10 protein-coding genes are annotated in these 14441 nt (G+C 40.5%); 7 read left to right on the top strand and 3 right to left on the bottom strand.

Annotated features, from left to right (window positions below):
- Together U735_RS0112185 and U735_RS0112180 are read right to left on the bottom strand one after the other, a co-directional pair.
- Positions 1 to 1584 carry an aldehyde dehydrogenase (NADP(+)) gene (locus tag U735_RS0112185; protein ID WP_031444081.1) on the bottom strand — a complete coding sequence of 528 codons (1584 nt, stop codon included), beginning with the start codon at positions 1582 to 1584 and terminating at the stop codon, positions 1 to 3.
- Between the two features lie 89 nt (positions 1585 to 1673).
- Complete coding sequence (locus U735_RS0112180; protein ID WP_031444080.1) at positions 1674 to 2594, bottom strand: dihydrodipicolinate synthase family protein; 921 nt, start codon at positions 2592 to 2594, stop codon at positions 1674 to 1676.
- A gap of 318 nt (positions 2595 to 2912) precedes the next feature.
- On the opposite strand from U735_RS0112180, the gene U735_RS0112175 reads away from it, so the two are divergent.
- The 5 genes from U735_RS0112175 (at position 2913) to leuB (ending at position 9738) form a co-directional block, all read left to right on the top strand.
- Positions 2913 to 4475, top strand: coding sequence for a M28 family peptidase (locus U735_RS0112175; RefSeq protein WP_031444079.1), 1563 nt, complete (start codon positions 2913 to 2915; stop codon positions 4473 to 4475).
- 318 nt (positions 4476 to 4793) lie between these two features.
- Positions 4794 to 6203 carry a 3-isopropylmalate dehydratase large subunit gene (leuC, locus tag U735_RS0112170; protein WP_031444078.1) on the top strand — a complete coding sequence of 470 codons (1410 nt, stop codon included), beginning with the start codon at positions 4794 to 4796 and terminating at the stop codon, positions 6201 to 6203.
- Between the two features lie 176 nt (positions 6204 to 6379).
- The gene (gene leuD, locus U735_RS0112165) at positions 6380 to 6976 is read left to right on the top strand and encodes a 3-isopropylmalate dehydratase small subunit (protein ID WP_031444077.1); all 597 of its coding nucleotides are present in this window, start codon (positions 6380 to 6382) and stop codon (positions 6974 to 6976) included.
- Positions 6977 to 7102: 126 nt separating this feature from the next.
- Positions 7103 to 8620, top strand: a complete 1518-nt coding sequence (locus tag U735_RS0112160; protein WP_031444076.1) for an alpha-isopropylmalate synthase regulatory domain-containing protein — start codon at positions 7103 to 7105, stop codon at positions 8618 to 8620.
- Positions 8621 to 8682: 62 nt separating this feature from the next.
- Positions 8683 to 9738, top strand: coding sequence for a 3-isopropylmalate dehydrogenase (gene leuB, locus U735_RS0112155; RefSeq protein WP_031444075.1), 1056 nt, complete (start codon positions 8683 to 8685; stop codon positions 9736 to 9738).
- 101 nt (positions 9739 to 9839) lie between these two features.
- On the opposite strand, the gene U735_RS0112150 is transcribed toward leuB, so the two are convergent.
- A complete protein-coding gene (locus tag U735_RS0112150) occupies positions 9840 to 11036 on the bottom strand; it encodes an MFS transporter (protein ID WP_146032795.1) in 1197 nt (398 codons plus the stop codon).
- A gap of 411 nt (positions 11037 to 11447) precedes the next feature.
- Here U735_RS0112150 and U735_RS0112145 point away from each other — a divergent pair, with 411 nt between their 5' ends.
- Positions 11448 to 12575, top strand: a complete 1128-nt coding sequence (locus U735_RS0112145; RefSeq protein WP_031444073.1) for an FIST signal transduction protein — start codon at positions 11448 to 11450, stop codon at positions 12573 to 12575.
- Positions 12572 to 14338: a PAS domain-containing hybrid sensor histidine kinase/response regulator gene (locus tag U735_RS0112140; protein ID WP_051892116.1), complete on the top strand. Its 1767-nt coding sequence runs from the start codon at positions 12572 to 12574 to the stop codon at positions 14336 to 14338. Before U735_RS0112145 ends, U735_RS0112140 begins: the two co-directional genes overlap by 4 nt.
- Positions 14339 to 14441: the final 103 nt, after the last annotated feature.

Below are 14441 nucleotides of genomic sequence, written 5' to 3'. Positions count from 1 at the left end.
CTAAATCTTCTGTTTGCTGTGCTCACCGTTTACTAGCCTCATAATGTCCAAAGGATTATTATTCTTTAAGGCATCCGGTAATATTTCTTCGGGCCAACTTTGGAAAGATACTGGCCTGACCCATCGTCTTATGGCCGAAGTTCCAACGGAGGTGAACCTGCTGTCCGTAGTGGAAGGAAATGGGCCGCCATGCATCATTGACGGGCAAACTTCCACTCCGGTGGGGACCCCGTTAAAGATTATACGCCCTACCCTATTTACCAAAGCGCTCACTACCTCTGGACTCGTTTTTATCTCGGTTTCCGTCCCTAGAATAGTTCCTGTTAACTGTCCTTCCAAATGCTGGATTACGGTAACCAATTCCGCTTTGTCCTGGCATTGTACAACAATTGAAAACGGACCAAAAACCTCCTTATGTAACACGGGATTGTCCAAAAAGTCTTGCGCAGCAACGGTCAATATTTTTTGTTCACCGAAATTAGGGGCAGTTTCACCTTTATAAGCAGCCACTTCCGCTGTTTTGGGCTGGGAAGACAATTCCTTTTTACCTTTTTCGTAACCTTCGTAAATGTTGGGGTGTAACATGCAAGTAGGCTCCAGTTTTTCTATTTCCTTGCCAAGGTTGGCTATAAAACCATCGAGGGCCTGTCCTTTTATCCCTATTATAAGTCCTGGATTAGTACAAAATTGTCCAGCTCCCAATACAATGGAACCCGCGTATTGCGAAGCCCATTCGGAGCTTTTTTGTTCCAAGGCTGAGGATAGCACCACTACTGGGTTAATACTGCCCATCTCGGCAAATACCGGAATCGGCTCTTTTCTTTGCGAGGCCAATTTATAAAGGGCCATACCTCCATTGGTACTCCCTGTAAAACCTACCCCTTTTACTTTTGGGTGCATGGTCAATAATTGTCCTACCTCAGAATCTCTACTATTTAGGTTGGAGAAAACACCATCCGGCATCCCCGTCTTTTTTGCTGCTTTAGCAATGGCCGAGGCTACCAACTCTCCTGTGCCGGCATGCATTGGGTGACTTTTTACAATTACAGGGCAGCCAGAAGCCAAGGCACTGGCGGTATCTCCCCCGGCAGTGGAAAAGGCCAATGGAAAATTACTGGCGCCAAATACTGCAATGGGGCCAATGGGAAGCAGCATTTTTCTGATGTCTACTTTTGGCAATGGTTCCCTATCTGGTTGTGCGGTATCTATAGTGGCCTCTACCCAAGAACCTTCCTCCAACAAGGTAGCAAAAGCCCGTAGTTGTCCCATAGTTCTTCCTCGCTCCCCTTTTGCCCTACCTTCAGGTAATCCGGATTCCTGGACATAAACCGAAATCAATTCATCACCCAAGGCTTCAATTTCACTGGCAATAGCCTTTAAAAATTCGGCTTTTTTGGCGTCTGGAAATTTGCCATAGGTTTCAAATGCAAGTGCCGCCTTGTCTACAGCGGCATTTACCTCTTCTTGGGAAGCCTCATGGAAAATCCATTCCGTAGGTTTATTTAATTTTGGATTGAAAGTTGAATATGTTCTACTGTTCTTGGCCGATGTATCTACTCCAATATAGTTTTTCCCTGTAATCATTGTGAATCTGTTATAATTATACGCTCAGATGAGCTTGAATTTCCTTGACTAAAGTAACACTTTAGAAAGTTTTTTATGTTATAATTAGGTTAAACCAATTCTGGTTTATACTCAGGAAGGGTTGGCCTTGTCTTTATCCCTTCTTCAATTATTTTCAATACCTTTTTTCTTTCCTCGCCTTGAAGAGGTAGTCTAGGGGCCCTTACTTGCTCAGTTCCTATGCCTGTAGCTACTTCGGCCAATTTTATATTTTGTACCAACTGAGGGTTGATGTCCAGTTCCAATAATGGTAAAAACCATCTATATATGGCCAATGCTTCCTTAATTTTTCCAGCTTTTGCCAAGCTATAAATGGCTACAGTTTCTGCAGGAAAGGCACAGACCAGTCCGGCAACCCAGCCGTCCGCACCCATAAGAACGCTTTCCAGCCCTAAAGTGTCAACGCCTGTCAACACTTTTAAGCGGTCGCCAAATCTATTTTTGATCCGCGTGATGTTCGAGATATCGCGGGTAGATTCCTTCACGGCTTGTATGTTGGGCATGGTCAACAATTCTTCGAACATATCCAAAGTCACTTCTATACCGTAATCTACAGGATTATTGTATATCATTATAGGTAAATCTGTGCTCTTGGCTACCTCCTTAAAGTAGGTTACCGTTTCAAAGTCATTAGCCTTGTATCGCATAGGGGGAAGCATCATTAGACCACTGGCCCCATATTTTTTAGCTTTTGAAGCTGCTTCAATGGCACCTTTGGTGGTTTGTTCGGCTATGTTTATGATTACAGGTATGTTACCGTCAACAATTCTCACAGTCTCCTGAATCAATATCTTCTTCTCATCATCTGTTAGGGTGCTGGCTTCTCCTAGGGTACCGCCCAAGATAATTGCACTGACCCCAGCTTTCAGCTGTGCCTTTATATTGATTTCGAACATTTCGAGGTCCAAGGTGTCCTCTTTCGTGAATTTGGTGGTAACTGCTGGCATTACGCCTTCCCATTTTATTTGCATGACAAAGATTTTTATAATGATTTACAAATTTAATACAACCACAAACCCTAAAATAGAGAAATATTAGCCGAATTTGAGAGAATATTAACTTATTGGGTCTTAGGTTGGGGGGAAACAGCTTAATAAACAATGTAGGTTTTACATCATCCAAAACTAATGGAAAGCTTTTGGTCTTGATCACAGTTCCAGATTTTTGGTATAAGTACCGCTCATGGAGCACCTACATTAAGAGTCCAAACAGTTTTATAAAAATAGTAAGATTCTTTCTTTAAGATTTCCCTATTTTTGGAAAATTCTGAATTAATTAAAAATAGCTGAATGAAAAAGATACTGTTTGTTGCGTTAGGACTTTCCATGGCCTGCAACTCATCGCAAAAAACCATTTCCCAACAAATTGAACCAGTAGTTAACAGTGTAGACCCCATGGTTTATGCTCAATCCATTACGGAGGCCGAACTAAAGGAACATCTTTATACTTATGCTTCAGACGAATTTGAAGGAAGGGACACTGGAGAACCAGGGCAAAAATTGGCAGTGGAATATCTTAAGGCAGAATATGTAGAGCTTGGCATTCCTGCTGCCCAATCTGATGGAAATTATTTTCAAAATGTTCCCTTGGTCATAAGTAAATTACCTAAGGGATCTGTTACCATAAACGGTAAGGAATACGAAAATGGGGAAGGCTTGCTGACATTTACTGCTGCTACGGGTAGTTATGACAATATCGTTTATGTAAACTATGGTATAGAAGAAGAGGATTACTCGGATTATGCCAACGTGGATGTAAAGGGTAAAATAGTTTTGGTTAAGGCAGGGGAACCTATGAATGAGGATGGTACCTATGCCCTTTCAGGTTCCAATGAGGCATCTGTTTGGAGCAATATGTCGGAATCGATTGGAAAAAGAATGGAATTGGCTTCCAACAAGGGTGCCATTGGGGTAATGTATTTTGATGAGGCCAACTACGGTCGCTTTAAAAATAGGTTTAATTTTATGCAGCGGCAAGATGGAGGCAGTATGGGTTTGAAAGATGAAGTCCAAAATGATTTTTTCAGCTTTTTTATCGATAGCATGGTGGCTAACGCCATTCTCCCAAATATTTTATCGGAAAATACTTCCAAAAACGTTTCCGTCAAATTGATGCTGAATATTGAAAGTGATAGTAAAGATGTGGAATCCGAGAATGTGGTTGCGGTAATAAAAGGTTCGGAAAAACCTGATGAGTATGTTATAATTTCGGCCCATCTTGATCACGTTGGAGTAAACAATGAGGGGGAAATTTATAATGGTGCTGACGACGATGGCTCTGGAACCGTTGGACTTTTGGAGATTGCGGAGGCCTTTAAAAAAGCAGCCGATGAAGGCAATGGTCCAAAACGATCTGTTGTTTTTCTCCATGTTACAGGAGAGGAAAAAGGTCTTTTGGGATCTAAATATTACGCTGATCACGACCCAATTTTTCCTTTGTCCCAAACGGTGGCCGATTTAAATATTGATATGATAGGGAGAATAGACCCTAATCGTACGGGAGATAGGAATTATATTTATTTAATTGGTTCGGATAAGTTGAGCACGGAACTTCATAATCTATCGGAAGAGGTCAACAAGAAGTATATGAATATTGAATTGGACTATACTTATAACGATGAAAATGATCCCAACCGATTCTACTACAGAAGTGATCATTACAATTTTGCAAAGAATAATATTCCTATCATATTCTACTTTAATGGAACTCACGCCGACTATCACCAACCAGGGGATACACCGGATAAAATTAATTATGACCTGCTGGAAAATAGAACCAGACTGGTTTTTCTTACCGCATGGGAAATAGCCAACAGGGATGCCCGTCTAAAGGTGGATAAAGCTGCTAGGTAATAAAAAAAAGATATTTTAAAAAGGTGGTCGAACTGGTTTTGACCACCTTTTTTATTGTTAATAATTGGGGTTTTAGTGTTCCGGGTCCTGCCCTAAATTATTCGTCCCAAATATGGGATTGACGGCTAAATGTCATATCAAAAAAAGATTGGGTTATATTCCAAACATTCGGCAACTTTTATGTTGAACATCGTAATTATTCCTATATTAATTTCAATGATTTCCAAGATAGTCTTAATTTTGCATGCTATTAAAAAAGTAGGCAAAGTGCCTTGTTGCGAATATTAAATCTAAGATCATAAATCATAACCCTATAAAATGAAGAAAACGTTATTTGATAAAGTATGGGATTCCCATGTTGTTCATAAGATTGAAAATGGGCCGGATGTCCTGTTCATAGACCGTCACATGGTTCATGAAGTTACTAGTCCGGTAGCATTTCTAGGTATAAAAAGTAGGGGTATTCCAGTAATGTATCCAGGGCGTACTTTTGCCACTGCAGATCATAACACTCCTACCATTAACCAGCATTTGCCGGTTAAAGATCCACTTTCGGCCAATCAACTAAAAGCATTGGAAGAAAATTCCAAGGCTCACGGTATTTCCTATTGGGGACTTGGGCATGAAAAAAATGGGATTGTGCACGTGGTAGGTCCGGAATACGGAATTACCCAACCCGGTGCTACCATTGTATGTGGTGATTCTCATACCTCTACCCATGGCGCATTTGGAGCTATTGCATTTGGTATAGGAACTTCCGAGGTGGAAATGGTATTGGCCACCCAGTGTATTATGCAGCAGAAGGCCAAATCTATGCGTATCAATGTCAATGGAAAACTTAGTAAGGGCGTTACCCCCAAAGATGTGGCCCTTTATATAATTTCCAAATTAACGACCTCTGGTGCTACGGGATATTTTGTGGAGTATGCAGGTGATGTTTTTAGGAACATGACTATGGAAGGTAGGATGACTGTTTGTAACCTAAGTATTGAAATGGGTGCCCGTGGAGGGATGATCGCCCCGGACGAAAAAACTTTCGAATATATCAAAGGACGGGAATTTACTCCTGTAGGTGCCGACTGGGACAAAGCCATGGAATATTGGAAAACCCTTAAAACGGATGAGGATGCTACTTTTGACAAAGAAATAACTTTTGATGCTGCCGATATAGAACCTATGATTACCTATGGTACCAATCCAGGAATGGGTATCGGAATTTCCAATGGTATTCCACAGGCCGAATCTGTGGAGGGTGGTGTTGCCACTTATAAAAAATCACTTCAATATATGGCCTTTAATGAGGGCGATAACATGATTGGAAAGCCAATTGATTTTGTGTTTTTGGGAAGTTGTACCAATGGCCGTATCGAAGACTTTAGAGCCTTTGCTTCCATAGTTAAGGGCAGAAAAAAAGCAGATAATGTTACTGCTTGGTTAGTACCTGGATCCCATAAAGTGGAATCTGCCATCAAGGAAGAAGGAATTTTGGACATTTTGCACGAAGCTGGTTTTGAATTACGTGAACCGGGTTGCTCTGCATGCTTGGCCATGAACGATGATAAGGTTCCTGCAGGGAAATATGCCGTGAGTACCTCAAATAGAAATTTTGAAGGTAGACAAGGCCCTGGGTCAAGAACACTTTTGGCAAGTCCGTTGGTGGCAGCTGCTGCGGCCGTTACCGGAAAGGTAACAGATCCAAGGGAGTTGATGCAAGAGGAATTGGTTTAATACCTCAATGCAATTTTGGCAATGTTTAAGGCATTCCTCATAAATTGTGGTGACTGGGAACGGTATTTTTTTGGAAGAGCTTCAAGAAGGTTTTAAAGAGGTCAAAATAATTTTGTGATAAAATAAAGTTTAATTTTCGTCTAGCGCTGGGCGCTGGGCACCTAAGTTTAAATAACATGGCATACGATAAATTTAATATACTTAAAACAACAGCGGTTCCGCTTCCTATTGAAAATGTGGATACGGATCAAATAATTCCTGCCCGTTTTCTTAAGGCAACGGAGCGCAAAGGTTTTGGGGACAATTTGTTCAGGGATTGGCGCTACAATCCGGATAATAGTCCAAAAGAGGATTTTGTATTGAACAATCCTACCTTTAGTGGTAAAATATTGGTTGGGGGCAAAAACTTTGGATCCGGTTCTTCTAGGGAACATGCTGCTTGGGCAGTTTACGATTATGGATTTAGATGTGTGGTATCCAGTTTTTTTGCAGATATTTTTAAGAACAACTGTCTAAACATTGGGGTATTGCCGGTACAGGTAAGTGCTCCGTTTTTAGAAAAAATATTTGAGGCAATCTATGCGGATCCAAAAACAGAATTGGTAGTCAATCTACCGGAACAGACCATTACTTTGACAACTACTGGTGAATCCGAAAGCTTTGATATCAACAATTACAAAAAAGATAATATGCTTAACGGCTTTGATGATATTGATTATCTTTTGAACATAAAGGAGAATATTAGGGAATTTGCCGAAGATACTCCCTTGTAAAGTATTGGGTTGCAGTAAATGTACCTCATATTAAGTGGAGGTTCATCCTCTTCTTGATAGATTAAAAGGCATTATACTGTTTTTAAGTTATTGGACAATAGACATACGGTTACTAGTTCTGCATAAATGAAACGAAGAATAATTGAAATAATGGACACCACCCTTCGGGATGGCGAACAGACCTCTGGGGTGTCCTTTTCTGCATCCGAAAAGCTTACCTTGGCTAAGTTATTGTTGGATGAGTTGAATGTAGATAGAATTGAAGTAGCTTCTGCCAGGGTATCGGAGGGAGAACTTTCAGCGGTACAACAGATTACCGAATGGGCCAATACCAAAGGGTATATTAACCGTGTTGAGGTATTGACATTCGTGGATGGGGGTGTTTCTATTGATTGGATGAAAAAATCTGGTGCCAAGGTCCAGAATCTTTTGACCAAAGGTTCTATGAACCACCTAACACACCAGCTTAAAAAAACTCCGGAACAACATTTTAGCGAAATAGAAAAGGCCATTGCAGAAGCGGCCAAGGAAGGTATCTCTACCAATGTATATTTGGAAGACTGGAGCAATGGGATGCGAAATTCAAAGGAATACGTATTCCAATTTATAGATTTTCTGTCCACTCAGCCAGTAAGAAGGGTTTTGTTGCCCGACACTTTGGGAATCCTGACCTACACAGAAACATATAAGTTTATATCGGAAATAGTACAGCGTTATCCCAATATGCATTTCGATTTTCATGGGCATAACGATTATGATTTAAGTGTTTCCAATGTAATGGAGGCAATTAAAGCAGGTTGCCATGGACTTCATTTAACCGTTAACGGAATGGGTGAAAGGGCTGGTAACGCGCCAATGGCAAGTGCTATAGCGGTAATCAACGATTTTATGCCCGAAATAGAGGTGGCCGTGAACGAATCTTCCCTATATAAGGTGAGCAAGTTGGTTTCTGCCTTTACCGGATTTGGAATTCCTGCTAACAAGCCTATCGTAGGGGATAATGTTTTTACTCAAACTGCAGGAATCCATGCAGATGGGGACAGTAAGAAAAACTTGTACTTCAATGATTTAATGCCGGAGAGATTTGGTAGAAAACGTAAGTACGCCTTAGGTAAAACTTCGGGAAAGGCCAACATTCAAAAGAACTTACAGGAGTTGGGATTAACGCTCAATGATGATGAGTTAAAAAAGGTTACGGCACGTATTATTGAATTGGGAGATAAAAAGGAAAAGGTAACCAAGGAGGACCTCCCCTATATTATTTCCGATGTTTTGGATAGCGATACCTATCAGCAAAAGGTTTTTGTTAAATCATATGTACTCACCCATTCGAAAGGTTTAAAGCCCTCCACTACCCTGGCCCTCGAAATTAATGGTGAACTTATAGAGGAGCACGCTCAGGGCGACGGACAATACGATGCCTTTATGAATGCATTGAGAAAAGTATACAAATCCAAAAAATTGGAATTGCCCACTTTGGTGGATTACGCGGTGCGAATTCCGCCAGGCAGTAATTCCGATGCACTCTGTGAAACCATTATTACTTGGAAAAGGGGCGATAAGGAATTTATTTCCAGGGGGCTGGACTCCGATCAAACTGTTTCAGCCATAAAGGCCACCGAGAAAATGTTGAATATAATCTAGGAAAAACACAAACAATTATAACCAAGCCAGTCGAATAAACGTTTGGCAAAAAGCAAAACTGAATGAAATTAAATATTGCCCTTTTAGCAGGAGATGGAATAGGTCCTGAAGTAATTGATCAAGCGGTAAAAGTATCCAATGCCATAGCCAAGAAATACAATCACGAGATAAGCTGGACGCCTGCCCTTACCGGTGCAGCAGCAATTGATGCGGTTGGAGAGCCTTATCCGGATGAAACCCATGCCGTTTGTGAAGCTGCGGATGCCGTTTTATTCGGGGCGATCGGGCACCCAAGATTCGACAACGATCCCTCTGCCAAGGTACGTCCAGAACAGGGATTGTTGAAAATGAGACAAAAATTAGGTTTGTTTGCCAATGTTAGACCTACTTTTACTTTCCCTTCACTTATAGATAAATCCCCTTTGAAACGTGAGCGCATCGAGGGTACGGATTTGATTATTCTCAGGGAATTGACAGGCGGCGTGTATTTTGGGGAACGTGGGCGTAAGGATAATGGGAATACTGCCTTTGACACAATGACCTATACCCGTGCGGAAATTCAGCGTTTGGCAAAAAAAGGCTTTGAAATGGCTATGTCCCGATCCAAAAGACTTTGTTGTGTTGATAAGGCCAATGTTTTGGAATCTTCACGTCTATGGCGTGAAACAGTTCAAGCCATGGAAAAAGATTACCCAGAAGTAACAGTTTCCTATGAATTTGTAGATGCCGTAGCTATGCGATTGGTGCAATGGCCAAAAGGGTATGATGTAATAATAACTGAAAATCTTTTTGGGGATATTTTAACGGATGAGGCCTCAGTAATATCTGGGTCTATGGGATTGATGCCATCGGCTTCCGTAGGAAGCAAAGTTAGGTTATATGAACCTATTCACGGGTCATATCCACAGGCTGCAGGTAAGGATATAGCAAACCCATTGGCCACGGTACTATCAGCTGCCATGATGTTCGAAGATTTTGACTTGAAGGAAGAGGCACAGGCCATTCGTGATGTAGTAAACAAATCTCTTGCAGAAGGTTTTGTTACTGAAGATTTGGCAGAAGGAGGAAATGCTTATAAGACTAGTGAAGTTGGCGATTGGTTGGCTAAAAATGTTTAATAATATAACTGTCATTCCTGTGTAGACAGGAATCTATAAAAAGAGGGCGCCTAAAAACAATTAGCCGCCCTCTTTTATGTTTTAATGGTTTTTTCTGAACCTTAAGAATTAAAAGCGATTTTTCGTTTGGTGTTGACGGCTCTATTTTTAGAAAACACCAAGATCAATACGGCAATTGTAATGCCTGTGCCGGCCATTAAGGCCCCGACCAAGCTTGCAGAGGTAAATCCAAATCCCATGGCTATGGGCAATCCGGCAAAGAATGCTCCAGAGGCATTGCCCATATTGAAGGCACTCTGATTCATGGAAGACCCCAACATCTCAGATCCTTTGGAAGCCTTTATAATGGCCAATTGAATTGGTGTGCCTACCATAAAGGAAACGATTCCTATTATGAAGGTTAAGATTAATATGGCTACTGGATTTGCAGCAACCAGGAAGTTTATCAGCAGTACCATTACCATTAAGGATAAGCTGATGATAACTGCCTTCAAGGGGCTAAAAATCTCTGCCATTTTAGCGCCAATGAAATTACCGAACACCATTCCTACACCGGCCAAAATCATGGCATAACTCACCATACTTTCAGAATGTCCGGATACGTTGGTCAACAAGGGGGCTATATAGCTATACCAGGCAAAGAATCCCCCAGTCCCAATAGTGGTAAGTAAAATGAGCAACCAAATTTCCACTCTCTTAAAAACCTTTAAATCCTTGAAGAATCCGTCGGAAGACGATTTTTCCATTTTAGGCATCCAAAAGTAGATGCTGAGAAGTGCTATGACTCCTACAATACCAACCATTAGAAATGATAGGTTCCAGTTATAATGATGACCTAAGTAGGTGCCAATCGGGACCCCTATAACGTTGGCTATGGTTAGGCCGGCAAACATGGTGGCTATGGCCTGTGCTGCTTTCCCTTCTTTCGCCAACTTTCCGGCCACTACAGCACCAATTCCAAAAAATGCTCCATGTGGCAATCCAGACAAGAATCTAGCAACCATTAAAGTAACATAGTTCGTTGAAAATGCTGAAAGGGTGTTGAAAACCGTAAACCATATCATTAGATATAACAACACTTTATGTGCTGGCCACTTTCCGCTCAGAGCTGTTAAAGTTGGGGCACCAATTACTACGCCCAAGGCATAGGCCGATATAAAATGACCTGCTTGAGGTATACTTATTTGAAGAGAATTGGCCACGTCCGGTAGAATACCCATTATCACAAACTCGGTCATCCCTATACCAAAGCCTCCTACCCCTAGGGCAAGTAGCGCTTTTTTGTTCGATTTGTCCATACTCATAATATTATTATTTAAGACATTAATACAGGTACAATATTACTACAAGGTATTTTCGTGTAGCTATGGATAATTATCCTATTTATATTCATTTATATCCTGCAAAAATCGGCAAAAGTAATACTCTTTAATCACACTGCGTGTGTTTATAGTAGTTTTGGTGTTTTTTTGGCAAACATTTAATACTTAATGGGTTCGACTTTTTACAGCCTCTATGGTCTAAATTTTTTATCAATGGCGGCCAAAAGGACTAATTGCCAGTCGGAAGGGTAGTAATTTTTTTTGCATAAATCATAAATACATTAGACTAGTGGTATCTCCCATTAAATTTCAAAATCTATACGATTTATGATTATTAAACGTTGATACCATATATAAAAGAAGATTTTTCTTACAAAATTTATCATCATGAAAATATATCAGCATAAAGTACTTCATCTCCAGGACCTTGATCATTTGGATTTGAAATTTGTTCCTGATGTGTTTTTTCTTTTCGCGTCTCCAACCTTTATTGGTACGGAAGAATTTGTAAGCAAACTTGCATGTAAATTTGAAGGTGCTATTCTAATTGGTTGTTCCACTGCTGGAGAGATCTTGGGAAATGAGGTGTTGGATTCTACGATTGCCCTAACTGCGGTTAAGTTTGAAAAGACGAAACTGAGAATCGAGGAAGTTGATCTAGTTGCTTGCAATCTGGATAGTTATGAGGCAGGTAAGGCTATTAGTAGCAAATTAATGGGGCCAGATTTGAGACATATTTTCGTACTCAGCGATGGACTTATTGTAAATGGGGCAGAATTGGTAAAGGGGTTGCATTCCGATTTGGATAAGTCTGTAAGTATTACTGGCGGTTTGGCAGGCGATTGTTCAAACTTTGAGAATACCCTTGTCATTTCCGGGAATAAAGTGGCTTCCAAAAAGATAGTTGCCCTGGGTTTGTACGGCCCGGAACTAAGTATAGGATTTGCATCCAAGGGAGGTTGGGACAGTTTTGGTATTGAAAGATTGGTAACGAAATCTACCAACAATGTGCTCTATGAATTGGATGGGCAACCGGCATTGGAGCTGTATAAATCATTTTTAGGAGACATGGCAAAGGATTTGCCTGGATCGGGTCTGTTATTTCCTTTGAGCATGAGGGATGAAGATAATCAAATACCAGTGGTAAGGACTATTTTGTCCGTTGATGAGAAAAATGGAAGTCTCACTTTTGCGGGAAACATTCCCCAAGGTTCCTATGTAAGACTAATGAAGGCCAATATTGATAGAATTATAGGTGGTGCGGAACAATCTGCCATAACTGCCAAGAATAGTACGGAAGATCAACATCAGTTGGCTTTCTTGATAAGCTGTGTAGGGCGAAGATTGGTTATGAAACAATTGGTGGAGGAAGAGGTAGAGGCAGTAAATGAAGTATTTGGCAATGATATCTATACCACGGGTTTCTATTCGTACGGGGAAATTGCCCCCTTTGATAAGTTTTCGCCATGTACACTGCACAATCAAACAATGACGATAACAACATTTTCTGAATGAGCAATAATTACCACAGACTTCTCAAAAGACAGTTAAAAAAGATAGATTTGGATGATAGTACTCTAGATCTTATCGCCCCTTTATTGCATCAAGTGGATGAAGCATACAAGGCTTATGATTGTGATTTGGAGCAGGTTGAGAATGTTTTGGAGAAAAGTTCGCAAGAGTTGTTCCAGACGAACCAGCAGTTAAAAAACAGTGTGGAGTCCATTTCAGGACAATTGTCCAAAGTGGCCGGAAACATCAAGGATGTTATTTTTGAAATGGACCTGAATGGCAATTGGTCCTATCTGAACCCTGCCTGGAGAAAGTTGACAGGTTATAAGGTTAAAGATTGTTTAGGGAAACCTTACTACCAATTCCTAAAGGATGAGCAAGGAAACGATTTAAAAAACCTTATAGACCTTAGGACTCCCAATTTTAAGACCATAAGCAAATCGTTTAAGTCTCAAATTATTACCGGAGAACATAAATGGTTGGATTTTTCCTTGAAGGTCATTATGTCCGAAGACGGAAATATTGAGGGGTATATAGGGGCTATTGTAGATATTAGCAAAATAAAGGAAACAGAATTGGCCCTAATTGAAGCCAAGGAGAAGGAATCTATGGCCAATAAGGCCAAGGACGAGTTTTTGACCACTATGTCTCATGAGATAAGAACTCCGTTAAATGCGGTCATAGGTATAAGTCACCTGCTACTTTTGGAAAATCCTAAACCGGAGCAGTTGGAAAACCTAAGTACTTTAAAGCACTCTTCCGAGCATTTACTGTGTTTGGTAAATGATATTTTGGATTTTAACAAAATTGCATCCGGACAATTGGAATTGGAAGAAAGGGATTTTAGTTTAAATCAGGTGCTGAACGGTTTGGGAAGTATATTCCACAATACGGCAAAAGAAAAGGATATTCGGTTGCTTATCAAGAAGGATACTTCAATTCCAAAAACATTTATCGGTGACAGTACCAGATTGTCACAAATCCTGACCAATTTGGTAAGTAATGCCATTAAGTTTACCGAAGAGGGTAAGGTTAAGGTGGATATAGAAGTGCTGGAAGTAAAGGAGGATTTCTACTTTTTGGAATTTGTAATATCGGATACGGGAATTGGTATTCCCGAAGATAAAAAGGATAAAATATTTCTCTCGTTCGCCCAGGCCAATTCCGATACTACAAGAAAGTATGGAGGTACAGGTCTGGGACTGGCCATCTGTAAGCGATTGTTGGAAATTATGGACAGCGATCTTGAATTGGAGAGCGAGGTTGGCAAAGGATCTACCTTTAGTTTTAAGTTGAAACTTCAAAAGAGCAGCATGACCGATCATCAGGAGGATATCTATTCCTTTGACGCCAAGTCATTTCATGAGCAGGATAATCTAAAAGGGACCAGAATTCTCGTGGCCGAGGATAATAAGGTGAATATTATGGTCATTGAAAAATTTCTCTCCAAATGGCAGGTAGATTTTGAAATAGCCGAAAATGGACTAATTGCACTTAATAAGGCCCTGGAGAATACCTATGATATGATTTTGATGGACCTTCAAATGCCGGTAATGAATGGTTTTGAGGCCAGCAAGGCAATTAGGGACTCGAACAATCCGCTCAATAAGGTTATGCCCATTTACGCGCTGTCTGCTTCCACAGGAATGGATATTAAAAATCAGCTGGGGGAATACGGAATAGATGGGCTTATATGCAAACCTTTTAATCCAACGGAATTATTCAAAACATTGACATCCATTCTGCAGCAAAAGTATATTCAATAGTCATCTGTACAGATATGATATAAAAAAAACTAAAGCCCACGAGATAAATATCAAGTTGGGCTTTAGTTTTTAGAAAATTTTCAAGTTCCGATAAAACTAAAAT

The organism is Arenibacter algicola, assembly GCF_000733925.1.
In the GTDB taxonomy this organism is placed as follows: Bacteria; Bacteroidota; Bacteroidia; order Flavobacteriales; family Flavobacteriaceae; genus Arenibacter; species Arenibacter algicola.
This window is presented reverse-complemented; position numbering and strand designations above follow the sequence as displayed.

What these genes read in the sequence shown, in the direction of transcription:
- leuC (WP_031444078.1), top strand. Translation starts at nt 4,794, where the DNA reads ATGAAGAAAACGTTATTTGATAAAGTATGGGATTCCCATGTTGTTCAT.
- U735_RS0112175 (WP_031444079.1), top strand. Translation starts at nt 2,913, where the DNA reads ATGAAAAAGATACTGTTTGTTGCGTTAGGACTTTCCATGGCCTGCAAC.
- U735_RS0112160 (WP_031444076.1), top strand. Translation starts at nt 7,103, where the DNA reads ATGAAACGAAGAATAATTGAAATAATGGACACCACCCTTCGGGATGGC.
- leuB (WP_031444075.1), top strand. Translation starts at nt 8,683, where the DNA reads ATGAAATTAAATATTGCCCTTTTAGCAGGAGATGGAATAGGTCCTGAA.
- U735_RS0112180 (WP_031444080.1), bottom strand. Translation starts at nt 2,594, where the DNA reads ATGCAAATAAAATGGGAAGGCGTAATGCCAGCAGTTACCACCAAATTC.
- U735_RS0112145 (WP_031444073.1), top strand. Translation starts at nt 11,448, where the DNA reads ATGAAAATATATCAGCATAAAGTACTTCATCTCCAGGACCTTGATCAT.
- U735_RS0112150 (WP_146032795.1), bottom strand. Translation starts at nt 11,036, where the DNA reads ATGGACAAATCGAACAAAAAAGCGCTACTTGCCCTAGGGGTAGGAGGC.
- U735_RS0112140 (WP_051892116.1), top strand. Translation starts at nt 12,572, where the DNA reads ATGAGCAATAATTACCACAGACTTCTCAAAAGACAGTTAAAAAAGATA.
- leuD (WP_031444077.1), top strand. Translation starts at nt 6,380, where the DNA reads ATGGCATACGATAAATTTAATATACTTAAAACAACAGCGGTTCCGCTT.
- U735_RS0112185 (WP_031444081.1), bottom strand. Translation starts at nt 1,584, where the DNA reads ATGATTACAGGGAAAAACTATATTGGAGTAGATACATCGGCCAAGAAC.